Source organism: Lacibacter sp. (assembly GCF_057361365.1).
In genome coordinates this window covers 18,491-45,390 of record NZ_JBMQSG010000007.1, presented here as the reverse complement: position 1 = coordinate 45,390, position 26,900 = coordinate 18,491, and the positions used below count along the sequence as shown (strand labels likewise).

Annotated in this window: 17 protein-coding genes; 14 read left to right on the top strand and 3 right to left on the bottom strand. The window is 40.9% G+C overall.

Annotation, left to right across the window (positions count from 1 at the left end):
* Nucleotides 1-55 precede the first annotated feature (55 nt).
* A complete protein-coding gene (locus tag ACO1QW_RS05050) occupies nucleotides 56-349 on the top strand; it encodes a hypothetical protein (RefSeq protein ID WP_486256296.1) in 294 nt (97 codons plus the stop codon).
* Nucleotides 350-354: 5 nt separating this feature from the next.
* On the opposite strand, the gene ACO1QW_RS05045 is transcribed toward ACO1QW_RS05050, so the two are convergent.
* Nucleotides 355-2,832 (bottom strand): helix-turn-helix domain-containing protein, encoded by a 2,478-nt coding sequence (locus ACO1QW_RS05045; RefSeq protein ID WP_486256294.1) that lies wholly within the window; start codon nucleotides 2,830-2,832, stop codon nucleotides 355-357.
* A 142-nt stretch (nucleotides 2,833-2,974) separates the two neighbouring features.
* Nucleotides 2,975-3,319 (bottom strand): single-stranded DNA-binding protein, encoded by a 345-nt coding sequence (locus ACO1QW_RS05040; protein WP_486256292.1) that lies wholly within the window; start codon nucleotides 3,317-3,319, stop codon nucleotides 2,975-2,977.
* Nucleotides 3,320-3,529: 210 nt separating this feature from the next.
* On the opposite strand from ACO1QW_RS05040, the gene ACO1QW_RS05035 reads away from it, so the two are divergent.
* A complete protein-coding gene (locus ACO1QW_RS05035) occupies nucleotides 3,530-3,907 on the top strand; it encodes a hypothetical protein (protein WP_486256290.1) in 378 nt (125 codons plus the stop codon).
* 2 nt (nucleotides 3,908-3,909) lie between these two features.
* On the opposite strand, the gene ACO1QW_RS05030 is transcribed toward ACO1QW_RS05035, so the two are convergent.
* Nucleotides 3,910-4,941, bottom strand: a complete 1,032-nt coding sequence (locus ACO1QW_RS05030; protein ID WP_486256288.1) for a LacI family DNA-binding transcriptional regulator — start codon at nucleotides 4,939-4,941, stop codon at nucleotides 3,910-3,912.
* Between the two features lie 368 nt (nucleotides 4,942-5,309).
* On the opposite strand from ACO1QW_RS05030, the gene ACO1QW_RS05025 reads away from it, so the two are divergent.
* The 12 genes from ACO1QW_RS05025 to ACO1QW_RS04970 all read left to right on the top strand — a co-directional run bounded on the left by ACO1QW_RS05025 (nucleotide 5,310) and on the right by ACO1QW_RS04970 (nucleotide 26,880).
* Nucleotides 5,310-8,528, top strand: a complete 3,219-nt coding sequence (locus ACO1QW_RS05025) for a SusC/RagA family TonB-linked outer membrane protein (RefSeq protein ID WP_486256286.1) — start codon at nucleotides 5,310-5,312, stop codon at nucleotides 8,526-8,528.
* A 27-nt stretch (nucleotides 8,529-8,555) separates the two neighbouring features.
* Complete coding sequence (locus tag ACO1QW_RS05020; protein WP_486256284.1) at nucleotides 8,556-10,394, top strand: RagB/SusD family nutrient uptake outer membrane protein; 1,839 nt, start codon at nucleotides 8,556-8,558, stop codon at nucleotides 10,392-10,394.
* 34 nt (nucleotides 10,395-10,428) lie between these two features.
* Entirely contained in the window at nucleotides 10,429-12,003 is a 1,575-nt protein-coding gene (locus ACO1QW_RS05015; protein WP_486256282.1) for a DUF5123 domain-containing protein, read from the top strand.
* 146 nt (nucleotides 12,004-12,149) lie between these two features.
* Nucleotides 12,150-13,580: a pectate lyase family protein gene (locus ACO1QW_RS05010; RefSeq protein ID WP_486256280.1), complete on the top strand. Its 1,431-nt coding sequence runs from the start codon at nucleotides 12,150-12,152 to the stop codon at nucleotides 13,578-13,580.
* 1 nt (nucleotide 13,581) lies between these two features.
* The gene (locus ACO1QW_RS05005) at nucleotides 13,582-14,325 is read left to right on the top strand and encodes a rhamnogalacturonan acetylesterase (RefSeq protein WP_486256278.1); all 744 of its coding nucleotides are present in this window, start codon (nucleotides 13,582-13,584) and stop codon (nucleotides 14,323-14,325) included.
* A gap of 23 nt (nucleotides 14,326-14,348) precedes the next feature.
* Nucleotides 14,349-19,943, top strand: a complete 5,595-nt coding sequence (locus ACO1QW_RS05000; RefSeq protein ID WP_486256276.1) for a pectinesterase family protein — start codon at nucleotides 14,349-14,351, stop codon at nucleotides 19,941-19,943.
* A gap of 5 nt (nucleotides 19,944-19,948) precedes the next feature.
* On the top strand, nucleotides 19,949-20,971 hold the full coding sequence (locus ACO1QW_RS04995) for a pectinesterase family protein (RefSeq protein ID WP_486256274.1): 1,023 nt from the start codon (nucleotides 19,949-19,951) through the stop codon (nucleotides 20,969-20,971).
* Nucleotides 20,972-20,990: 19 nt separating this feature from the next.
* The gene (locus tag ACO1QW_RS04990; protein ID WP_486256273.1) at nucleotides 20,991-21,914 is read left to right on the top strand and encodes an alpha/beta hydrolase; all 924 of its coding nucleotides are present in this window, start codon (nucleotides 20,991-20,993) and stop codon (nucleotides 21,912-21,914) included.
* Nucleotides 21,915-21,919: 5 nt separating this feature from the next.
* Nucleotides 21,920-23,215, top strand: a complete 1,296-nt coding sequence (locus tag ACO1QW_RS04985) for a nucleoside hydrolase-like domain-containing protein (protein ID WP_486256271.1) — start codon at nucleotides 21,920-21,922, stop codon at nucleotides 23,213-23,215.
* Between the two features lie 19 nt (nucleotides 23,216-23,234).
* Entirely contained in the window at nucleotides 23,235-24,128 is an 894-nt protein-coding gene (locus ACO1QW_RS04980) for an alpha/beta hydrolase (RefSeq protein ID WP_486256269.1), read from the top strand.
* Between the two features lie 80 nt (nucleotides 24,129-24,208).
* A complete protein-coding gene (locus ACO1QW_RS04975; protein ID WP_486256268.1) occupies nucleotides 24,209-25,252 on the top strand; it encodes a Gfo/Idh/MocA family oxidoreductase in 1,044 nt (347 codons plus the stop codon).
* Entirely contained in the window at nucleotides 25,249-26,880 is a 1,632-nt protein-coding gene (locus tag ACO1QW_RS04970; RefSeq protein WP_486256266.1) for a glycoside hydrolase family 43 protein, read from the top strand. Before ACO1QW_RS04975 ends, ACO1QW_RS04970 begins: the two co-directional genes overlap by 4 nt.
* Nucleotides 26,881-26,900 lie beyond the last annotated feature (20 nt).

Below are 26,900 nucleotides of genomic sequence, written 5' to 3'. Positions count from 1 at the left end.
TAAAATATTAAAAAATCAGACAGAAAAGAAAAATTGGAACAATTTTTGCGGATTGATGACAATACTCCTCGTAATTTCTTCCACTTCTGCAGCTCAACAAATTGATTCTGTGCAGGTTAAAAAAGAACCGGCTAAAATTAAAATTTCCACGTTTTTTAACATGTTTTCCCCGTTTGAACCACAATCAGCAAATTTTTCAAAAAAAATTTCTACAAATCTTGGAAACCGTTTCAGTCATTGGGGCATCATCTGTATTGGCGAATACAAATGGGAACAGAAGACGGGTATTCCTTTAAAAGTGCGTCTTGGGTCATTGGAATATGTAAATAAGCTAGAGGGCAAAAGATAACCCGATCACTGTGTAACACTTTCTTTGGTAAACAACAAGTGATTTTGCACAGCACGTACATCTGCAAAACTATATTGATCGCCCAACGCTATTTTGTGTGCAGTATTTGATTCGTTGGGAAACAGTTCAATCCTGTTTAAAACAGCCTGTAATTTTTCAGCAGCTAACAACTGATCTACTTTTACTGCACCTGTTTTAATGAGATCGACCAAATGACCTTCAACGGTGCCTTCAGTTAAATTTCGTAAAGCAGCAATTTCTTTTATGGTTTTGCCAGTAGTAAAATAACTGAGCGTTATTGATTTTGTATCTTCTTTTACCTCTGTTGACTTCTCCTTTCGTTCACGCTTGGGGCTATCCTTTTTTGATTCAATATTAGTCTCCAAGCCATGCTCGTCGCAATAGTTCACCACCATTTCAATTATTTCATCTCCATATTTATCAGCTTTAGCCTTGCCAAATCCTGAAAGCAACATGAGATGAGTTTTATTGAAAGGAAGGTATGTACATATTTCCTGCAGGCTGTTACTGTTTGCTAATAAATAGATAGGCATATTCTGTTCATCGCAGATACGATCACGCCATGTCTTTAAACTAAAATACAACTCGGGGTTATTTATGCCGACAGCTGTTTGCTTTTTATTGGCTGCATAACAGGTTAGTGTAGCACGAGCCGTTACAAGATTGAGTTTATGCCGTAAATGTTCTGTAATAGAAAAAGGTTGCAATCCTGATTTTAAGAAATAGATCTCGGTGTGAAGTGCCGTAAATAATGCATTCAGTTGTTCATTCACTTCATCTGCAACAGTTTTATGTTCGGTAACAAGTGGATGTTGTTTTACCTGCTGCTGTAATTCTTCAAAACGTGGAATAAAATAATTGGCTGCATCTTTTATCCGTTGCTGCAGTTGGTTGTTGGTTTCAACCACAGGTTGATCTTTTAGTAATTGATTGATCTGGAGTAAAAACTTTCTTGCAACGGATTGCTGTTGCTGAAATTGCATTTGCAAATTACTATTCCATTCTTCTGCCCCTTCGTTTAACTCATGCTTGTGTTTGGTTACAACTTGCATCAATAATTTTAAGCTAAGCGATGTTTGCTGAAATGTAAACAACTCTTCAAGTAACTGTTGAGAGAATACTTTCCGTGCTTCTTCAAATCGTTGAGGTAATGAACCTTTAGGCGACAACGCTTTTTGCCCATCAACTACCTGTTGATTGCTGAAAATAACATTGGATTGGATTTTCGACAGCAATACAATGCCTTCTAAGCTGGTACAGCGACTTAATGCTACATATACTTGTCCGCTTGTGAATGAAAGACCAGCATCGATCATTACTTTATCAAACGTTAAGCCCTGGCTTTTATGAATAGTAATAGCCCATGCCAGTCGTAAAGGGTATTGTTCAAATGTTCCTAATACATCCTGCTCAAGTTTGCCATCGGTGCGATTAAGTGTGTAGCGTGAATGATCCCATGTTTCTTTTTGCACACGAATATTTTCATTGCCACACCTCACAATTACTTCTTCATCTGTCAACGAATGAACAACGCCGATCTTTCCGTTGAAGAAACGTTTGCCAACCATATCATTTTTTAAGAACATCACCTGTGCACCTTCTCTTAAGACCAACTCAGCATCGGCAGGGTAACTGTTCTCCGGAAATTCACCGTCAATAGTTGCTTTATAAGTATAAGGCGGTGCAATTAATCTTTGTAATTGCTGGCGGTTAATTAACTCAGCCTGGTTGTTGTGCGATGTGAGTGTAATAAACGTTTCATCCCGTTCTGGCTGAAAGCCGGGCATGTAACGCTCATTCAACATTTCCAGATCGTCTGCATCAAGTTGATTATTGCGCACTTTATTGAGTAACCGCACAAATTGCTCTTCCTTTTGGCGATAAATAGTTGTTAACTCAATAAGCAAAGGCATCTGCTCGAGAATGGCTTTACTATCAAAAAAGAAAGTTGAATTATAATATTCCTGCAACACGGCCCATTCATGGTTTTGTGCAACGGGGGGCAGTTGAAACAAATCACCTATCAATAATAATTGTACACCGCCAAACGGAAGATCGTGCTGGTAACGAACGCTACGTAAAATTGTATCGATCGCATCCATCACATCGCAACGCACCATACTTACTTCATCAATTACGAGTACTTCCATTTTCCGAAGCAATTGCAATCGCTGTTTATTGTAACGGATCTTCGAAAGCAATTCCTGTTTACCAGCATTAGTTGGTAACAACGGATGTAAAGGCAATTGAAATAAACTATGCAATGTTACTCCGGCTGCATTAATAGCGGCTACGCCTGTAGGTGCATCAACGATGGTATTCTTTGAACTGTGCTCTTTTAAATACCTGAGAAAAGTTGTTTTACCCGTACCTGCTTTACCAGTGAGGAATATGCTTTCCTGTGTCTCAGTCACAAACCGATAAGCTAACTCAAACTGCTCATTGCGTTCCACAGATTGCATAAATGATGAAATTAAAAAATAAGAAACTTGACTTCAACAATGCCGCCAAAGGTAATGATGAATGCTTACTTCAAATGAAAACACGAACTACACCTTCCTCACAAGTTAACTCGTAAGAATGGTGTAATTCGTGGTAAAAGTATCATGCGGTTGCTTTTTCACCCAACATCAATATTTCATTCACCTGCACTTCCGTGATAAATTTTTTGTTTCCGTCTTTATCATTATAACTGCGGTTGATAAGTTTACCTTCAATCATCACCTCTTTTCCTTTCACCAGGTACTTTTCGGCTATCTCTGCTACTTTGCCCCAGGCCACGAGTGTGTGCCATTGCGTTTCCGTGATCTTTTCACCTTTTGCGTTACGATAGCTTTCATTTGTGGCTACATTGAAACGTGCCATTTTCTTTCCGCTTTCCAATGTTTTTACTTCAGGTGCATTACCAAGATTACCGATCAATTGCACTTTGTTTTTTAATGCGTACATAAGTTTGAAATTTGCCGCCGGTAGTTTATACAGGCGAGGTTTAAAATTTGTTATCTCAATCAGCGGTATTGGTTTTTTCCCGTTGACACACAAAGATGACCTGCTCCAAAAACGATAGTCGGTTGTTACCCGTTTCTTCCCGAAGCTAAACGTGTAAAAACGTTTGCACACGGATAAATAAATTGTATCTTATCAGCCAAAAGCTTCGCTATGACTGCATCTGACAACAAAATATGCCTTGCCTGTGGCAAACCATTAAAAGGAAGAGTTGATAAGAAATTCTGTGACGATTACTGCCGTAACAATTATAACAATCAGCAAAAATCAAAAGGTAACTATAGCAGCTATGTGAGAAACATCAACAATACATTATTAAAGAACAGGAAAATCCTGGAGAGCATTTTGCCCGATGGAGAAGAAACTGCAAAAGCAACAGCTGATAAATTGCAACGGCTGGGCTTTCATTTTAAATACATCACTCATCTGTACACCACCAAAACCAACAAGACCTACTATTACTGCTACGATTATGGTTATCTGCCATTAGAAAATGACTGGTTCCTTATCGTAAAAAAGAAAGAAGAATAAATTTATAGTTTGATGGCTGATCCTCGGATCAATAACTCAGGTGTAAGCACACGCTTTTCAAATTCCTTCACCGGACGTTTACTTTCCACCAACTGTAACAACAGTTCTGTTGCAGCCTTTCCCATTTCTTCTGCGGGTTGACGAATTACTGTCAGCGGAGGATCAACCAATTCGGCAATATCAGAATTCGAAAATCCGATTAAGGCAATATCTTTTGGAATATCGAGCCCACGGCGTTTTAATGTTTTGATGCAGCCTGTTGTCAATTTATCGCTGGTAGTAATAACGGCATCGGGTTTTTGTTTTAACGTGAGCAACTTGTTCATGGCTTCTTCCACTTCCGAGAAAACCATACCTCCATAAAAACAATGCTGCACATATTCTTTACTGTAAGAAATGTTATGGGCTTTCAATGCATCATGATAACCAGCTAACCTTTCAGCTGTGATTGATAAGAATTCAGAACCTGCCAATGCTGCAATGCGTTTGAAACCTTGCTTAATAAAATGCTCAGTAGCATCATAAGCCCCACGATAATTATCTACGATCACTTTATGCGTATCAATGTCTTCATGAATACGATCAAATAATACGATTGGCATTCCCCGTGCGTGCAAGGCCTTAATATGAGTAAGATCAGTTGTTTCAGTTGATAATGATATGATCACACCATCAACTGAACGTGAAGCAAGGAACTGGAGATCGATCACTTCCCGTTCATATGACTCACGACTTTGCGACACAATTACATTGTAACCCCGGTCGTAGGCGATGGATTCAATTCCGTTGATCACCTGTGAAAAGAAGGTATTGGCAATCTCGCAAACCACTACGCCAATAGATCGGCTTCGTTTTTCTTTCAGACTTAAGGCGATGGGATTGGGCCTGTAGTTAAGTTTTTCAGCGCATTCGAGAACCAGTTGTTTGGTTTCAGCGCTGATCTCGTGACTGTCACGCAAAGCCCTTGATACGGTTGATGTGGAAAGACCCAATGCTTTAGCAATATCCTTTATCGTTACAGCTTCAAACTTCATATAAACAATCTTGCGGCTAAAGATAGTTCATTCGTTGCTGAAATATTGGGTGCCGGGATGCCCCTCAACATAACCACTTGCAAATCATTTTTTTGATAAAACAGACAGGGCAGGATGGTTGCAAAAAAATGGCATCGTTATCGGGAACGATTGCGTAAATAAACCATTTCAAAGCATGGGCGGTTCGTTAAAATCTGCCTAGACTTGTTCTGCTAAAACAAACGGATTTGCTGTATTATTTCTGATCGACGATTGTATTCCTTTTGCCAAAACTTTTAATAACTCGACTACTATAACCATTCTTTTTTTATCATCCAATTCAGCTGTTAAAACGCAATTGGATTAATTCAATTCAAAAAAGCACAAGTATGAAACGATTGCTCTCCTTGCTTTTGCTGTTGGCATGCACAGTGGTGGCGTTTGCCCAAAACCGACAGATCAAAGGAAAAGTTTTTGATGAAGCAGGCGCACCCCTGGTAGGTGTGAGTGTGTTGATCAGCGGCGGAAAAACCGGTGTTCAAACCGATGTCAATGGCGCCTTTACCATCAGTGCTCCCGGTACAGGGAATGTAACATTACAGGTTAGTTACAGTGGTTACAAGTCTACCACAGTTGTAACCGACGGAAAGAACGAAGTATCCATCAGTCTTGAAAAAGCAGTTAGTGCGTTGGAAGATGTAGTAGTAATAGGCTACGGTTCCATTAAACGTAAAGATCTTACAGGTACTGTTTCGTCCATTGGAGCAACAGAACTTTCGAAAATACCGGTTGCCAGTGCAGCCGAAGCAATTACTGGTCGATTACCCGGAGTACAGGTAACAACTGTTGATGGAGCGCCCGGAGCGGAGATCGTTATTCGTGTTCGTGGTGGCGGTTCCGTAACACAGGACAATTCTCCATTGTACATTGTAGATGGTTTTCCTGTAAACAGCATCAATGATATTGCTCCAGCAGATATTGCCAGTATCGACATCCTGAAAGATGCCGCCACATCAGCTATCTATGGTGCAAGAGGTGCAAATGGTGTTGTAATCATCACAACTAAGTCAGCGAAAGCAGGTAAAACAACTATTTCATTTAATTCATTTGGTAGTGCCCGCACATTACCCCGCCAGCTCGATGTTCTTTCGCCTTACGAATTTGTATTGGCGAATTATGAGTATGCCAGGTTGCGTAGCCAAAGTGAAGTAGATAATTTCAGTAAATACTTTGGCGTATATGAAGATTTGGAATTGTACAAATACCAGAAAGGAACTAACTGGCAAAAAGAATTGTTTGGTAAGCCGGTTTATTCTCAACAACATAATATCAGCATCACTGGTGGTACTTCTAAAACAAAATTCAGTTTAAGTGGAACCAATAATACAGACCAGGGATTAATGAAAGGTTCTGGCTACATGCGCAACTATCTCAACTTTAAACTGAATCATGAACTTGCAAAGTCTTTGAAGTTGGATTATTCAACACGTTTCATACACACCGTTATTGACGGTGCAGGTTCGTCCGGTTCATCGAGCATACGCATTGGTGATGCCATCACTACCCGTCCTGTAAATGGCCTGGCTGATTTTATTCAGCTTGATAACACGGGTACCGATGATGATTATGAACAATTCCTGAAAAGTCTTGTAAGTCCCACCAAACTTCTTGAACAGGATTACCGCAAACGTTTAGCTCATACATTAAATATGAATGTGGCAGGAACATGGAACGTGATCCCAAGTCTCATCTTTCGTTCAGAGTTTGGTATGGATCTAACTTTCGGACAACAAAAACGTTATTATGGCCCGTTAACCAGCACTTCCCGTAACGAAGGGGGTAATCTTCCATTGGGTGAAATCACCAATTCAAATGGACGCAGTTTCCGCTGGGCCAACACGCTCACTTATAAAATGGAATTGGGAAAACATGATTTCACTATCCTCGGTGGCCAGGAGCTTAACATCCTGAACAAAGGATTTTCTGAATACAACCGTGCTAAACTATTTGTTGAAAACACAACTCCAGAGCGCATGTTTGCAAACATGACGCTTGGTACACAAGACAGGCATACAAGTACTGTGCAGGCAGGTCAAAAAATTGCTTCGTTCTTTGGACGTATCAATTACCAATATGATTCACGTTACCTGCTTACCCTGACGATTCGTTCTGATGCATCTACAAAATTTGCACCTGGCAGACAATGGGGTTACTTCCCTGCCGCATCTTTTGCATGGCGTGTGTCACAGGAAAATTTCATGAGTCGTGTGAAGTTTGTTGATGACCTGAAATTCCGTTTGAGTTACGGAGCTGTCGGTAACGATCGTATCGCTGATAATATCTGGAGAGTGTTGTTTGCGCCATCAGATAACAGAACAATTGGTTTTGCTGATGTAGCCAACCCCTACTATACGTATGCAACAAGATCGTTGCCGAATCCTTTCGTGAAATGGGAAACAAATATTACACGAAACGTAGGTCTTGATTTCGCCATGTTTAAACAACGTTTATCTGGTACGCTGGACCTTTACTGGAACAGCGCAAAAAACCTGTTAGTTGAAACAGATATTCCGCCAACAACCGGTTTTACTGTACAACAACAAAACATTGGTCAAACTTCAAATAAGGGTATTGAACTCGGTTTAACCGGTACCATTTTTCAAAAGAAAAACTTTACACTGAGTGCATCTTTCAACATAGGATTTAATAAATCAAAAGTTGATAACCTCGGTGGTCCGCTTGAAAAATCACTGCAGTCAAACTGGGGAAGTACCGATCTTAAATCGCAGGACGATTACCGTGTGTATGTGGGACAAACCATTGGTTTAATGTATGGATATGTAACAGATGGAATGTACACTGTTGACGATTTTTCTTCTTACAATCCAGTTACAAGAACGTATACTTTAAAACCAGGTGTAACAAACATTCAGACATTCCTTGGTGGTATTGGTTTGCGCCCCGGTGTAATGAAATTAAAAGACCTGGATAGCAATGGCATTATTACAGCAGCCGATCGTAGAGTTATTGGAAGTGCATTACCAAAATATTCTGGCGGTTTCGGATTGAATGCAACAGTTAAAGATTTTGACATCAGCGCCTTCTTCAATTATGTTGTTGGAAACGATGTGTACAATACCGGTAAGATATCTCTTAACCAATTCTACCGTACTACTTATGGTAACATGTTGAATACGGTTAACTCAAGCAGCCGCTTCAAATACATTGATGCTGCAGGAAATCTTGTTACCGATCTTACAGAGTTGGGTAAAATGAATGCAAACGCAACCATCTGGTCACCGTTTTCATTTGGAAACGCAACACCTGTGTTTCATTCATGGGCAGTTGAAGATGGTTCATTCCTTCGTTTAAATAACCTCACTGTTGGTTATTCTTTGCCAAAGCGAATTATTTCAACTATGCGTATGACAAAGCTGCGTGTGTATGCAACTGTATACAACGCATTCCTATGGACAAAATATTCAGGATTTGATCCCGAAGTGAGCACAACAAGAAGTGATGGCTATTCACAATTAACACCAGGTGTTGATTATTCGAGCTATCCAAAGAGCCGCAACTTCACTGTGGGTATTAACGTAACATTCTAAGGTTTCAATCATTCAAAAGCATTTGCGATGAAAAAAATAGTTTTCTTTTTATTTGTTCTTGCTGCAGTTTCACTGCAATCGTGCAAGAAGTTTTTAGTAGCCGACTCTCCTTCGCTTACCGATCTTGAGTATGTATTCAACAGCGAAGCCGATGCGAAAAAAGCAGTGAACGCCGTGTATGCATTGTTTAACCAGGATGCTTATACTTCAAGGCTGTCAAATAACTTTTCCGGTAATACCGATATTGAATGCGGTGGAGTTTCTGGTTCTCCCGATGGAGCACGCCGTGATATCTGGTCGTTTGAAGCAACTCCTGCTAATGCCGATCTGTTAACTGTTTGGAACAATGGTTACAATGCCATCAACCGTGCAAATGAATGCGAAAAAGGATTGATGGAAGTTTCATTGGCAAAAGATCCCAATAACAAAGTGTACAATAATCTTTTGGGTGAAGCTAAAACGCTTCGTGCGTTATGGTACTACTGGATCATGAATCATTGGGGCGATGTTCCGTTTAAAACCACACCTTCACGTGCAGGCGATAATTTTTATTTAGAAAGAACAGGAAGAGATACAATTCTTACTTTCCTGATTAATGATCTTATTGCAGTAGAACCAAAAATGTCATGGGCCGAAGAGCTTGATTTTGGTATTGAACGCATTAACCGTGAATTTGTAATTGGCTTGATTGCACGTTTATCATTGATGCGTGGTGGTTACTGGTTATATCCTGACCTCACAATGAAGCGTAAAGATGATTATCTCAAGTATTATGAAATAGCCAATACTTATACTAAGAAGTTGCTGGAATTAAAACCCCGCTCACTTCCTGACTATGCAACCGTTTTTACCAATGTAAACAAATACATCAAACCACTTAACAGCGATGTGCTATATGAAGTCGCATTTCATCCTGGCTTTGGTGATGTTGGTTGGAACCATGGCATAAGAGTAGATGGTGGCACTCATCCATATGGATCAGGGTCTAACTATCTTTCTCTTCCTATCACTTATTATCATTCATTCGACACATTAGACAAACGCTTGCCCGTTACTTGTTCGCTTATTTATTATGATAAAGATTTGATACAGCAACCGGCAGGTTCTACTTCAATCGCTCCCGCAAAATGGAACAGGTTATTAGTGCCTACACCGTTAGGGCCTTCTACTGCAAAAGGAACCGGCATCAACTGGCCACTTATGCGCTATTCCGATATTCTTTTAATGTTTGCAGAAAGTGAAAACGAAATTAACGGACCAACTGCTGCTGCACAAAATGCGTTACGCAAAGTTCGTCAGCGTGCTTTCCCTGATGCACTGTGGGCCGATAAAGTGGAGGCATATATCACAAGCGTAGCAGGAAGCAAACAATCTTTCTTTGACGCAATTGTTAATGAACGTGCATGGGAATTTGGTGGTGAATGTTTACGCAAATATGATCTTGCACGCTGGAACCTTTATGGTAAAAAGGTTGCTGAAACAAGAAACACCCTTTTACAGATGGGTATTGATGGCAATGCCGGAACAGGTACTTATGCAAACCTACCCGACATTATGTATTACAAACGGGATTCTTCTACTGCGAACCTGAATATTGTATGGTATAATAAATACCGCAGAGCTACAGTGATACCACCATTGAAAGATGTTCCTTCTGTTGGCAGCAATCCTAATGGTTATATGCAAGTGCCCTGGACAAAAACAATGTATACTCCTTCCACAAACACAGCAGGCAATTTTGTATTATGGACATGGCGTGGATACACAGACAACACAGGCCTTACGCCACTGAAGTATATTTTGCCCTTGCATAACGGAGTTATCACAAGCAGCCTGGGCACGTTGAAAAATCAATACGGGTATTAATAAAAACTGATTGGCCATTATTAAAATATTAGCAATGAAGAAATTATTTTTTATATCACTTGCAGCAGTATTAGTACTGGTTGCATGTAAAAAAGAAGATGACCTGGGCGAAGCTCCACGTTTATTTCGTCCCGTAATAAAAGAAGCGCTGGTATCGAATGGCAACTGGATCAAAACATCCTGGCAGGCAGTGTCTGGTTCTGCGTCATACACAGCTGAAATAAGTACGGATAGTTTTAAAACTGTTGCAGCAAGCGTTAAGACTGATACCAACGTATATCTATTTGAAAATCTCTACTGGGAAAAATTATACCAGGTGAGAGTAAAAGCAAATGCTGCTGATACTTCAAAGAGTTCAAAATTTGGAAGCTTGGGTGAAATTAAAACAGCACGCTTCCCAACAATCCTGAATATTCCTGCTTTAAGCGAAGTAAACGATGCTTCCGTAAAAGTAAGTTGGACTAATAGCGGTGCTGCCGTAACCGAAGTGAAAGTTTTGTTAGCTGCTGATAGCTCTGTTGTAAAAACAGCAGCACTCAATGCAACAGATGTTACTAATGCGTACAAATTGATTTCCGGGTTGAACGCCTCAACGCCTTATATTATTTTCCTTTACAGTGGTACTACGGTACGTGGTTGGGCCAACTTCTCTACTAAAGCTGCATTAACAGGTGCGTTGATCGATCTCCGCAATATTTCAGGTGTACCAAGTTTATTGATAGATACTATTCCTGATATTGCTTCGGGAAGTATCATTTTATTGAAACGTGGTGAAACTTATAACATCAGCACCTCGATCAATCTTAATAAAACACTTACGTTCATGGCAGGAGATGATTTACTGAACCCCGCCAAACCAATTATATCATTGCCATCAAACTTTAATATTGCATCGGGAGCAGTAATTGACTCCATTGTGTTCAACGATGTTATTTTACGTGGTACAGATTATGCTTCGAAGTATGTGTTCAACATCAATGTGGCGTGCACCATTGGCAAGATACGTTTTGAGAATTGCGTCGCTGAAATCTTCAGAGGTGTACTGCGTGCACAAAGCCAGCCCGTAATTATCGGAGCACTGGAAATGAATAACTGTATTGTAGACAGCATTTCAAATTATGGTGTTTTCAATATTGACGTAGCAACAAGCCGTGCAGACAACATAAAACTTACAAACAGTACTTTTTATAAAGCAGAAAAAATTATTACAAGTAAAAACAATTCTGTTTCTGTGCTGATTGATAATTGCACATTTAATGAAGCGCCTATGGGTAACAGCTCTTCTTACTATATTGATTATAGTACAGCCGGTACCAACAACGTTACCAATGGCATTACTGTCAATAATTGCATATTTGGCATTGGAAAAAACAGTAATGGGGCGTTTACTGTAAGAGATGTGAGAGCAAATGCAGCAACAACCATAAACACTGCGAATAATCATCGCACTTCTGATCATCTTTCAGCCGGCAACGATTTTCCAAGCATAAACCTGCTAACAATTTCAGCCGCTCAATTGTGGCAAGATCCAGCTGCCGGCAATTTTAAAATTATCAACAATACATTTTCAGCCCGAAATACTTCCGGTGATCCACGCTGGAGACCGTAAGAAAATTGATTAAAGAAAAACCAAAAAACGCCGCAACCAATGGTTGCGGCGTTTTTCCCAAAACCTGTTGTTAACGAGAAGCTGCTGCAAAAACATTGCAAAGGATTTTTATTGAAATGCTTTGCGTAATTGATTAAACAAACAGGATGAAACATAACAAGTTTATTACAGCTTTCGGAGCCGTACTGGCATGTGCTTCTTTCTATGCATGTGCACAACAAAAACAACTTACAGCTGAAACAGAAACAAGAGCCATTGCATTTCCCGGTGCAGAAGGTTTTGGTAAATACACAACAGGTGGTCGTGGTGGCAAAGTGATGATCGTTACCAATCTCAACGATAATGGTCCCGGCAGTTTGCGTGAAGCAGTGGAAGCAAAAGGCAATCGCATTGTTGTGTTTGCAGTATCAGGAACCATTCATCTTGAAAATAAACTATTTATTAAAGGCGATGTAACCATTGCAGGACAAACTGCTCCTGGTGATGGTATTTGTATTGCTGATCATCCGGTTAGTGTGGCGGGTGATAATGTCATCATCCGTTACATCCGTGTACGCATGGGTGATAAATTTCAACGGCAAAAAGGAATGGTTGATGGAAGTGGTGGTGATGATGCATTTGGTGCATCGGGTCGTAAACATCTCATCATCGATCATTGTTCGTTTAGCTGGAGTACCGATGAAGTATGTTCAGTATACAAAGGCGACAGTACAACACTGCAATGGAATATCATTACTGAACCACTCAACTACTCTTATCATTTTGAAACGGGTGATAAAGATTGGGAGCATCATGGTTATGGTGGTATTTGGGGCGGACAACATTTATCAGCGCATCATAATTTGTTTGCACATTGTGTAAGCCGTAACCCACGTTTTAATGGTGCAAGACTTGGTGCTGATGCAGAGTTTGTTGATTTCAGAAACAATGTGATCTATAACTGGCAGCACAATAATGTGTATGGTGGCGAAGGCGGAAAGTATAACATGGTGAACAATTATTACCGTTATGGCCCTGTAACAAATAAGAATGTGCGTAACCGCATTGTCAATCCTTCAAAACTCGACAAGCAACCTTACGGACAGTTTTTTGTTGAAGGCAATTTTGTTGATGGAGCACCCGATGTAACAAAAAATAACCTTGCCGGTATTCATCTTGATCCTAAAGGAACAGAAGAAGAAAAGAAAACAGCTGTACAAACTGTTGCATTCCCCACAATCGCTATTACTGCACAAACAGCAGAAGATGCATACAAGGCAGTCTTGCTGCAGGTTGGCGCTTCGTTTAAAAGAGATACGATGGATGCACGCATCATCAACAATGTTGTTAACCGTACAGGCGCAATCATTGATGTGCAGGGGCATTACCCGCATCACTCAGCCTTTGAACTAACCACTAACGCATGGCCCGTTTTGAAATCCAACCCTGCTCCTGCCGATACGGATAAAGATGGCATGCCTGATGAATGGGAAAAAAAGAATGGATTAAATGCAAACGATGCAGGTGATGCGGCAGGGCATCAGTTGCATCAACACTATACCAATATTGAAGTTTACATCAATAGTTTAATTAAGTAAGATGAAGAAAGTTGTTTTACTATTTGCATTACCGATGTTTGCGTTAATGCTGCCGCCAAAAAAGAAGATCAAAATTTTTATTGCCGGCGATTCTACTGCAAGCATTAAAGAGGTAAAAGCTTACCCTGAAAATGGATGGGGAATGCCCTTTGTGTATTTCTGGGATTCAACCGTAACGGTAGTGAATAAAGCAAAGAACGGCAGAAGCACTTCTTCGTTTCAAACAGAAGGTTTGTGGAAACAGATTTTGGATGAAGCAAGTGAAGGCGATTATGTGTTCATCCAGTTTGGACATAATGATGAAGTGCCGACCAAAAAAACAGCAACAATTCCTGAGCAATTCAAAAGCAACCTCAAAAAATTTGTAACTGAAACAAAAGAGAAGAAAGCAATTCCTGTTTTGCTTACTTCCATGGCAAGAAGAAAATTCGACAGCACAGGTAAGATCGTTGGTACCCATGATGAATACATGAAAATTACAAGGGCTGTTGCAGAAGAAGAAAAAGTTGTATTGTTTGATATGGATGTGATCACCCAACAACTCTATCAGCGGTTTGGTGCAGAAAATTCTTCGTCACTCTTCATGCAGTTAAAACCAGGTGAGCATCCCAACCATCCAAAAGGCAAAGATGATAACACACACTTCAATGAATTTGGTGCACGATTGGTTGCGCAACTGGTATTGAAAGAGATCCGTTCGCAATTACCCGAACTCGCATCAAGAATTGTTAATGCAAAAGAATAACTGATCGTCCAATAAAAATGCTTATGAACCATTGCTTACCCAAACGAATTATTGCGTTTTTTTCTCTCCTGCTTTGTGCTTCTGTAACGAACGCACAACAAATCGCTTTCCCCGGTGCCGAAGGTGCCGGTCGTTTTACTTCGGGTGGAAGAGGAACGGTAAGTGTTCCTACAGCGGTATTTGAAGTAACGCATCTCAACGACGATAACAGTGTGGGCAGCTTGCGTTATGCGTTAACACAAACAGCAACACACCGTACTATTGTATTTCGTGTATCGGGCACTATTCATCTTACATCTAAACTCAACATTCGTGCAAACACAACCATTGCAGGACAAACAGCTCCCGGTGATGGTATTTGCCTCGCCGATTTTCCAGTAGTGATCAGTGGTGATAATGTTATTCTGCGATACATCCGTTGCCGCATGGGCGATAAAAACCAATTAAAAACTTCACCTGCTAATTGCGGCGTTCCTGTTGCCCCTTTTACTGCAGCTTGTATGCCTTTAGATGGAAGTGGTGGCGATGATGCATTGGGAAATCTCGGCAATAAAAATATCATCATCGATCATTGCAGTGTAAGCTGGAGCAGCGACGAAGCCTTAACCGTTTATCGTGGTGATAGTGTTACCATGCAATGGAATATTATTTCTGAACCGCTGAACTATTCGTATCACTTTGAAACAGGTGATACAGATTTTGAAAATCATGGTTATGGTGGTATATGGGGTTCGTTGCATGGAAGTTTTCATCACAACCTCATTGCACATTGCCGAAACAGGAATCCACGTTTTGCAGGCAACAGTACTTACCCGGCAGGATCAATTGAAAGTGCTGACTTTCGTAACAACGTTCTTTACAACTGGGGCATTAATACCATTTACGGTGGTGATGGCGGTCAATACAATCTTGTAAACAATTATTACAAGTATGGTCCTAACACAAGCAGTGGTGTACGTTACAGAATTGTAGGTGTTGACAGTACTGCAGAGTTTGGCTATGCAAAATATTTTATCTCGGGCAACTATGTTGATGGTTCAACCTCCAACACAAATAACAACTGGTTAGGCGCAAGTATGAACACCGGTGTTGCGGCCGATACAGTTAAATCAAAATCAACAAGCCCTTTCTTATCTGCTTACAACCTAACTACAACACATACCGCACAGGAAGCATACGATCTGGTGTTGCAATATGCGGGCGCAAGTTTAAAACGTGATACTTTGGATGAACGAGTTGCCAATGATGTACGCAACCGCACAGGAAAAATTATTGATGTGCAGGGCGGTTACCCACACGCAACACCGTATGCAAATACAGTCAATGCATGGCCAACGTTAAGCTCAACCACTGCACCAACAGATACCGATCACGATGGTATGCCCGATGCATGGGAAACAGCAAATGGATTAAATCCAAACGCTGCAAGTGACCGTGGCATTTTTGCTGCCAATGGTTATACCAACCTGGAAAATTATCTCAACTCAATTATCACCGCTCAGCAGAATACTGCTCCTACTATTTACAGTTCATCATCGCTTACCGCATTTACGCAAACAGTTGGTACCCCTTCTGCATCGCAGTCGTTTACTGTATCTGCATTAAACCTTACAGCCGCACTGAATATTACTGCACCTGCATCGTATGAAGTTTCATTAAACAATACTGCATGGACTAATTCAGTTTCGTTAACACCTAACAGCGGCAGCATTACTTCAACAACAGTTTATGTTCGCTTGAATGCAACAACAGCCGGTGCATTTGCAGGAAATGTTGTTGGCACAAGTACTGGTGCAACCAATATGTCAATTGCAGTAACAGGAAATGCTTCGCAAAATTTACAAGATGCAGCGATTGGTTTCTTTCCCAATCTTGATGGCGGATATGAAAACCAAACAGTCGGTTCCTATTCAACAGTAACTACACATTCTTCCACAACTAATTGGGAAGTATCTGCCGGATGGGAAATAAAAGCAGGTGATGCACGTACAGGAAACAAGCTCATGTTTTACAAACAGGCAAGCTCCAGTGTAAAATATATGTTCTCACCAGTGTTGACCAATCCTGCCCTCTCGCAGAATACGGATTATGTGATTCAGTTCTGGTATAAACCTGCAGCAACATTAACTGCATCAACCGTACTCAACGGATCTGCAACAGTTGTTGGTGCAACAGGCGGCACTGGTACTTCGTTAACGGCAACGGCTGTAACATTAGATGCTTCTACTCCGCAAGACTGGCAATTATTTACCGGAACATTAAAAACGGCAACCACGACTCCTACCAGTACATATTTTGGAATGAAAATTTCAAACCCGCAGTCACCCTTTTTTTTTGTTGACGATTATGTAGCCTATCCAGGCACTGCGATAGATAATACCGCACCCGATGCAGTAACCAATCTTGCAGCGGCAGGTTCCGCCAATGCAATTGCATTAACTTGGTCGGCACCGGCAGCGGGTATTGATAATGGTGGTTATCTTGTTGTGAGAAGTACAGTAAGTACAGCACCAACTCTAAATACAAAGGGTGTGTATGCAGCTGGTAATACCATTGGCACGGACTATACTGTTTTATATACAGGAACAGGTACATCGTTTAACGATGGTACAGTTACATCAGGTGCAACGTATAACTATCATGTATTCACTGCTGATAAAGCATTCAACTATTCGCCGGTTGCAACAATATCCGGTACAGCCACTGCTTCTGCATCACCCACTATTCTTGCAACTGCAAGCTTTAGCAATTTCACACAAACAATCGGTACGCCTTCTGCTGTACAGAAAGCAACAGTAAGTGGTACAAATCTTACAGGTGATGTTACTGTTACTGCTCCAACTAACTATGAAGTTTCATTGAACGGAACAACATGGACAAGCAGTGTTATTCTTTCTCCAATATCAGGAACAATTACTTCGACAGAAGTTTCTATTCGCTTAAATGCAGCAAGTGCAGGAACTTACAATGGAAATATTTCTATTGCGGGTGGTGCTGCTACAACAAAAACGTTAGCAGTAAACGGTATTGCATCAAACCCGATTGTTGCACCTGCGTATGATGTATTGATTGCAAAAGATGGTTCAGGTAATTATACATCAGTACAAGCAGCCATTACTGCAGCACCAACAAATCGTACATCGCCATGGAGAATTTTTATTAAGAAAGGAAAATATGTGGAGACGGTTGTCATTCCATCAAACAAACCATTCATGCAATTGATTGGTGAAAACATGGCGGAGACAATTATTTCCTACGATAACTATTCGGGCAAAGCAAACCCTATAGGTGGTACATACGGTACTTCAACATGCGGTACCATGATCATTAATGCAGCCGATGTAATGCTGATGAATCTATCGGTTGAAAATGCAACAGGCTATGGCATCAATGCCAATGCACTTGTGCCTGCACCAGGCGATGGTCCGCAGGCAGTTGCTGTTTATACCACATCCGACAGAGTGGTGTTTTACAATTGTCGTATGAACAGTGGACAGGATACGTACTACGGTGGTAATAACAGAGGCACACGGGTATACATGAAGAACAGTTATATTGATGGCAATACCGATTTTATTTTCGGATCATCCACCATCATCTTTGATACCTGTATCATCTATCCACGTACAAGATTGGATAACAGCACCGGTGGTTATGTAACAGCTGCCAATACAAAAGCAGAATCAGGTTATGGCTATGTATTCCGTGATTGTAAGTTGACAAAAAATCGTGGTACTACTTTTTATACGTTAGGTCGTCCATGGCAGAATGATGCTGGCACAGCCGATGCGGCAAAGTCACGCAACAAAACAGTATTCCTTAATTCCTTCATGGGTGCATCCATTAAACCGGAAGGTTGGAGTGCATGGGATGCAGGCACAAATACATCGTACATTACTTATGCCGAATACAATACCAAAAATTATGATGGTACTGTAAAAGATATCAGTGGTCGTGTAAACTGGAGTAAACAATTAACAGCAGGCGAGGCAGCAAAGTATTATAACAACGATACGGTGTTTGTAAATGCAAACACGCCTGCTATGGCAACATGGAATCCGTATAGCACATGGCCTGAACTGAACAATACATTTGTTCCTGAATTATCAACTTCAAACCTACTTGCACGCAAACCCAATGCAACCTCCGCAACGGTAAATGTTACCTGGAATATTACCTGGCCAATGACCGGTATTAAATGCGAGTTGTACAGAAGTTCGGATAAACAAAACTTCAGTTTAATTGATACACAAACCAGCAGCGAAGATTCTGCATGTAATTTTATGTATGCTGATGTTGCACCTGCTGCAGGCACGAGCTATTATTATATTGTACGTTTATCAAAAGCAGGTTTCACAACTACAACTTCCGATACGGCGTATGTTTCAAGCAAACCACTGATCACAGTAACTGCTGCTCTATCTGACTTTTTACAAGGTCTCGGTACACCATCTACCACACAGACCTATCTGGTTTCCGGTTTAAATATTATTGACAGTATTAAGATTCTTCCGCCGGTTAATTATGAAGTATCTGCTGATGGTGGAACAACCTGGTACAACAATGCAAAGCCACTGGGCTTAAAACCTGTGAGCGGTACTGTTTCCAATACAACCGTAACACTGAGGTTGAACGGAACATCTGTTGGTACGTATAACAATAACATCATCCACAGTGCAACCATGGCCGACTCGGTAAAGACTGCAGTGAAAGGTACCATACAATCACAACCGGTACAGATTGCTGCATTATTACAGCAGTGGACGTTTGCGCAAAACAGGCAGGATAGTGCAGCTGTTCGTTCAGCAGCTGTTACTGCGAGCACATCTGCATTCAACAAATTTGTAGTAACTGACGGCGTTACAGTTGCAGGCATATTACCTTATTCGTTAACGAGAGGCCAGGTGTTTGCTGCAACAGCAGATGGTTTGTGGACAACAGCTTCCGGTGGGCCGGGTGGTAATGTTAACCGCACCAACTACCAACAATTCACTATAACCGCAAGCAGTGGTTATACCACAAGAGTTGACAGCATATTATTCAACACAACATTTTATGGATCGAACAGCAACATTAAACTTGCTGTTGTTTATTCACGCAGCGGTTTTACAACTGATTCAACTGATGTAGTGGGATATGAATTTGCAACTCAACCGGCTATCACACAAGATAACAACGGGCCTTCGGCTCTTTATCGTATGCCGTTAAATGGTTCAACCGGGGTAACCTTACTCGAAGGACAAACACTTACTATTCGTCTTTACTACAGTTGTGGAAGTACAAGCACAGGTCGTTATGCACAATTAAAAGATGTAATTGTAAAAGGTATTCCAACGCAGAATGTTCCCACATCAGTAATTGACAATGTTGCAGCAAGAGGTTTTGCTTTATATCCAAATCCTGCGGCAAATACAGTTTATATTAAACATCCACGTAGTGGCAATAACACAAGCATTGCTTTGTACTCAATGCTGGGTGTGAAAATAGCTGAGTGGAAAGCAACGCCCAATACAACGTCGACGTCTGTGGATGTACAGCAATTACCACAAGGGCAGTATTTCATTCATTATAATTCAGGAAAAGAGAGCGTTGTTTTAAAATGCATCGTAGTACATTAGTTGATATGAAGAAGAATTTATTATTGATCGCTTTGATCTTGACATGCAATTTTGTTGCTGCACAAACAGCAAACCCGCAGCAGTATAAATATGTATTTACTGTTGCCAAAGATGGCAGCGGCGAATTCAAATACATACAGGATGCTATTGATGCCATGCGTGTGTATCCATTAGCATCGATAACTCTTTATATTAAGAATGGTGTGTATAACGAAAAGATCGAGATCCCTGCCACCAATACCGATGTTACGTTTATTGGTGAAAGTGTGGATAAGACCATCATCACATTCAACGATTATTCAGGAAGAGGAAAGCACACCACGTTTACTTCTTACACCGCAAAAATTTCGGGTAATCGTTTTTTTGCCGAGAATATTACATTCGCCAATAGTGCCGGCCCGGTTGGGCAGGCATTGGCTTTGTATGTGGATGCAGACAAAGCTGTTTTCAAAAACTGTAAGTTCCTTGGTAACCAGGATACCATTTTTGCAGCTGGTGAAAATTCCCGTCAGCTGTTTCTTGATTGTTATATTGAAGGCACCACCGATTTTATTTTTGGTCCATCAACAGCAGTGTTTCAAGGCTGCACCATTCGTTCCAAAACAAATTCATACATCACTGCTGCAAGTACCACTCCGGGTAAAAAGTTTGGCTATGTATTCATCGATTGTAAAATTATTGCCGACTCAGTGGTAACAAAAACATTACTAGGCAGGCCCTGGCGTGCACATGCAAAAACAGTATTCATCCGTTGTGAAATGCCAAAACAAATTGCACCCGAAGGCTGGAGCAACTGGAGTAATCCTGCAAATGAACAGACCGTTTTTTATGCAGAATATAAATGCACGGGTGAAGGCGCTGCAACAGATAAGCGTGTTGGATGGAGCAAACAATTGAGCGATAAAGAAGCCAGAGAATATACGCTGGAGAATATTTTTTCGAACAATAGTTTGGTGAAAGATGAAAGTGGTTGGTTTATGCAATTACGAAGTAAGCCGTTTGAATGGAAGGAGAATAAAAAGCAATAAGCAAAGGGCAATTGGCAAAATGAAATTTACTATTTACATAGCATTTAGTTTATTGTCTTGTTTTGCCGGACAGGCGCAGGACTTTGTTCCGTTGTGGCCCGAGGGAAAAAAACCAAACAGCAACGGCAAAAAAATAACTGATAGTATTTATAATGAACGCATCTGGCGTGTTGCAACTCCGGGCATCTATTGTTTTGTTGTACCAAAAGCAGAGAACAACGGAACGGCAGTATTGATTGTTCCCGGTGGCGGTTACGAACGGCTCTCACATTTATATAGCGGATTCAACCTGGCGAAATGGTACAATACGATTGGTGTAAATGCTTTTGTGCTCATTCACCGGTTGCCACATCAGCAGGATCTTATCAATAAACAACTGGCTCCTGTGCAGGATGCACAACGGGCCATGCGCATCATCCGTGCAAATGCCGCACAGTGGAATATTAAACCTGATAAGATCGGTGTAATGGGCATCAGTGCAGGTGGACATGTAGCCAGCACACTCGGTACACATGCAAAAGATGAGGCCGCTATTAATGATACATTGGATCAATATAGTTATCGTCCTGATTTTATGGTACTGCTTTCTCCTGTAATAACCTTGGGCAAGTATGCTCATGGTGGCAGTAAGAAAAACTTTTTGGGTGCCGATACTACAAAAGCCAGCATCGAAAATTATTCAGGCGAATTACAGGTAACTGCATTTACGCCTCCAGCATTTTTAGTGCATGCACAAAACGACAGTACAGTAAAAGTGCAGAACAGCCTGTTGTTTTATCAATCGTTGGCAGAGAAAAAGATCAGTGCAAGTCTGCATGTGTTTCCGCAAGGTGGTCATGGAATTCGATTAGATGAGAACCCTGGGTCAACCGATCAATGGCTAAATTTATTAGAAGCCTGGTTAAAAGAAATGAAGTTTATTATTCCTGTTCCGTTTAAATAAATGTGATGAAAAAATTATTGTTACTCTGCTTACTTGGTTTTGGTTCAGCTGTTTTGTTTGCGCAAAAACCTGTGCCTGTAAAACCACGGTTGCTTATCAGTACCGATATTGGTGGTACCGATCCAGACGATAATCAATCCATCACACATTATTTAATGTACAGTCATCTTTTCGAAACAGAAGGACTTATTTCATCACCATCATATGGACAGGGAAACAAACGTGAACTGTTGCGCATGATCGATCTGTATGAAAAAGATCTGCCGCTGTTACAAAAACACCAGAGTGGTTATCCATCGCCTTCAGCATTAAAAGCTGTTTGCAAACAGGGACGTTTAGGTGCAGCACCGTACAAAGGTTATGCAACTGCAACTGAAGGATCGGATTGGATCATTAAATGTGCAAAGAAGAAAAGCAAGCAACCATTGTGGGTATTGGTGTGGGGCGGATTGGAAGATGTTGCACAGGCATTACATGATGCGCCGGAAATTCAATCGAACATAAAAGTGTATTGGATCGGCGGACCAAATAAAAAATGGAGCGCTAACAGTTACGCATATATCGTTGCCAACTTTCCTAACCTCTGGTTTATTGAAGCCAACAGTTCATACTATGGTTTCTTTTCTGACAATGGCGTGCCCGACAGTTTGAGAAATGAAAATTATTACGATCGCTTTATGAAAGCAGCGGGTTTTTTAGGAAAAGATTTTAAGCAATACTATAAAGGCAACATCAAAATGGGCGATACACCGTCATTACTTTATTTGATGGATGGAGATCCAAACGATCCGCACAAAGAAAGCTGGGGCGGCAGTTTTGAAAAGTTTACATACAGTCCAAGAATTGTGTTTAACCGTAACACGACGCTTGCAGACACAGTGACTGTTTATTCGATTGTTGAATTACATCTTAAAGGCCCTGTTGTAAATATTCATCCCGACTCTTCTTGCTTTACCATGAGTGTAAAAGCAAAGATCGATGAACAGAAATGGGCAGGTTATTATGCAGGCAAGGGTGATTATGTAGTACGTTATTGCCCAAAACAAACAGAAATCATCACCTATAAAATCACATCATCCGTTGCAGGTTTTGAAGAACAGAACGGACAATTTGTAGTGGATAATGTTTGGCCGGGCAAACAGCGCCCAACCGATTACAAGCTGGGAGCGAATTGGTTTACTGATCGTGGTAATCCGGAATTGTTTGATGAAATTTACCAGGGCGCACAAACTGTATTGAAGTGGAGAACGGATATTTTGTTAGATTGGGCAAAGCGTTGGTCTTGGTTACAGGAAAATTAAACCGATAAAAAAATAGTTCATGAAGAAGCTTATTTTATTGATTGCAGTTTTTGCAGGCATAAAAGCAAATGCACAAACAGAAATGTCCTTATATAGTGGCACTGTTCCTAATTCGAAACAGGCAACAAACAAGGAAAACGCAGTATCGAAAGATAATGTGATGCGCATTTCAAAAGTGAGCGTGCCCACACTTACCATATACAAACCGGCAAATCCAAACGGCATGTCGGTGATCATTTGTCCCGGTGGTGGTTATGGTATTCTTGCCTTTGATAAAGAAGGAACAAGGGTTGCTGAAGAAATGAACAAGTGGGGCATCACTGCCTTTGTGTTGAAATATCGTTTGCCCGATGACACAACGAATATTGATCGCAGCACTGCACCATTGATGGATGCACAACAAGCTATTCGTTTGGTGCGCAGCAAAGCAGCAGAATGGGGATTGAAAAAAGATAAGATCGGTATCATGGGTTTTTCTGCAGGCGGGCATTTAGCATCAACTGCTACAACACATTTCAGCAGTAACGTTGATGTAACAAATAAAGACACAACTTCTGTTCGTCCTGATTTTGCAATCTTAATTTATCCTGTTATCAGCTTCGACAGCACCATTACACACAAGGGATCAAGAAATAATTTAGTTGGAGCAACTGCATCGTCAGAAACAATAAAACTGTATTCAAACGAATTGCAGGTAAATGTTAAAACACCTCCGTCATTTTTAGTGCATGCGGCTGATGATGGTGCTGTGCCCGTTGAAAATAGTATTCGTTATTACCAGGCTTGTGTAAAATACAAAGTGCCTGCAGAAATGCATCTCTATCCAAAAGGTGGACATGGGTTTGGCATGTTCAATAAAACAACAACTGATAATTGGATGGAGCGATTGAAAAATTGGCTTAGCGGAATGTAAAAAGTTACGGGTTATGGGTTGAAGGTTACGAGTACCTTGCAACCTCAAACCAAAAACTTTAAACCAGAAACAAAATTCTTATGCAACCGATCAATACAGCAATCTGTTCTTTTGGTATGAGTGGCTGGGTGTTTCATGCGCCATTCATTAGCACACATCCGGGCTTTCATTTTTATGGCGTTTGGGAACGAACAAAAAACCTTGCGCAGGAAAAATATCCTTCAGTAAAAACATTCCGATCGTTTGAAGAAATATTAGCTGATGAAAACATTGAGTTGGTTGTAGTGAATACGCCCAACATTACCCATTACGAATACGCAAAGCAAGCATTGCTGGCAGGCAAACATGTAGTGTGCGAAAAACCATTTACTGTTGAAGTAAGTGAAGCGGAAGAATTGATTGCATTGGCAAAAGAAAAAAAACTCAAACTTTCTGTTTTTCAAAACCGCAGATACGATAGTGATTATAAAACGATCAAGTCGATACTTGATCAAAAACTGTTGGGCAATATTGTAGAAGCAGAATTTCATTTTGATCGGTATAAAGAAGAGATCAGTCCCAAAACACATAAAGAAGTGGCGATGAAAGGAACCGGTGCGTTGTACGATCTTGGTTCGCATCTCATCGACCAGGCATTGCAATTGTTTGGAAAACCAAGAGCCGTGTTTGCTGATATTGCTATCATGCGACCTGTATCACGGGTAGATGATTATTTTGAAGTGCTGTTGTACTATCATTACTCAAGGGTGCGCATTAAAGGAAGTTATCAGGTGCGTGAAGCCCTGCCGGGTTATGTATTGCATGGCAGCAAGGGTTCATTCATCAAACCAAAAACAGATATGCAGGAAACGCAGCTGCAGGCGCTCATGTTACCTACTGATGATGCTTATGGTATTGAACCTGAAAGCGAAAATGGTTTGTTGCACACAGAAGTGGATGGAAAAATCATCAATGAAAAAATTCCTTCGCAAAAAGGAAATTATACAGCGTATTACGAAGGAATTTACCAGGCTATTCGTAACAATGCTCCATTGCCTGTAACGGCTGAACAGGGAGCAGATGTGATACGCATTATTGAAGCCGCATTTAAGAGTAACGAAGAAAAAAGAGTAATAGAATTATGAAGAAATTATGGATGATTGGTTTGATTACAGTTTGCATGAACGTGAGTGCACAAACTATTTCAAACGTATGGGTAAGCGATCAGAAGAACGGAACTTATAAAAACCCGGTAGTAGACGCAGATTACAGCGATCCGGATGCAATTCGTGTAGGCGATGATTTTTATATGGTTTCATCATCTTTCAATCATGTTCCCGGCTTACCGATTCTTCATTCAAAAGATTTAGTGAATTGGAAACTCATCGGACATGCATTAAAACGCCAACCGCCATTCGATCATTTTTCTGCAGTGCAACATGGTGGTGGTGTGTGGGCACCGTCGATCCGTTATTTCAACAATGAATTTTATATCTATTACCCCGATCCTGATTTTGGTATTTATGTAACAAAAGCAAAAAACATTACCGGTCCCTGGACTGAACCTGTGCTTGTTGAAGCAGGAAAAGGTTTGATCGATCCTTGCCCGTTGTGGGATACGGATGCCCGCCCGGATGGCTCGGTCGGACGGGGTAAAGTTTATCTCGTACATGCTTATGCAGGAAGTCGTGCAGGTTTCAAATCTATCATCGTTGTAAAAGAACTCAACAAAGAAGGAACAAAAGTTATCGGCGATCCGGTGCTCGTGTTCGATGGTCATGCAACTGATCCAACACTTGAAGGCCCAAAATTTTATAAACGCAATGGTTACTATTACATCTTCGCTCCTGCCGGTGGTGTTGCAACCGGTTGGCAATTGGTGATGCGTTCAAAAAATGTGTATGGTCCTTATGAACGTAAAGTGGTGATGGATCAAGGTGCATCTCCGGTAAACGGTCCGCACCAGGGTGCATGGGTCAACACACAAACGGGTGAAGATTGGTTTTTGCATTTCCAGGATAAAGATGCATATGGACGGGTTGTGCACTTACAACCCATGAGTTGGAAAAATGATTGGCCGGTAATTGGTGTTGATAAAGATGGTGATGGTAAAGGCGAACCCGTGATGGTTTATAAAAAACCGAATGTTGGAAAAACATATCCTGTTACAACACCTGCTGAAAGCGATGAGTTCAACATACCTAAACTTGGTCTACAATGGCAGTGGCAGGCAAACCCGCAACAGGGTTGGGCATTTCCAACTGCTGAAGGTGTACTTCGTATGTTCTCTGCGTTATTGCCTGATAGTGTTAAATCGCCATGGGATTATCCCAACCTGCTGGCACAAAAATTCCCAACGGAAGAGTTTACTGCAACAGCTAAAATTTCTTTTCAACCCAAACATGAAAAAGAACGCTTTGCTTTGATGGTGCATGGTGCCAGTTATGCCTACATTGCCATAGAAAAAAGAGCCGATGGCAATTACATCAGCTTTGTAAAAGCGGTGGATGCAGATCGTAAAGGAAAGGAAACAGTACAGGATGGAGAAAAACTGAAGAGTAAGGATATTTATTTCCGTGTGCAGGTAAGCAAGAAAGCTGTTTGCACTTTTAGTTACAGCGAGGATGGAACAAACTTTAAAACAATTGGTGAAGCATTAACTGCAAAGCCCGGAAGATGGGTTGGAGCCAAGGTTGGTTTTTTCTTTAATCGCAGTAATAAAACAAATGATGCGGGTGTAACGGATGTTGATTGGTTCCGCATCGAAAAATAACGATTCTTAAAAACTACAAT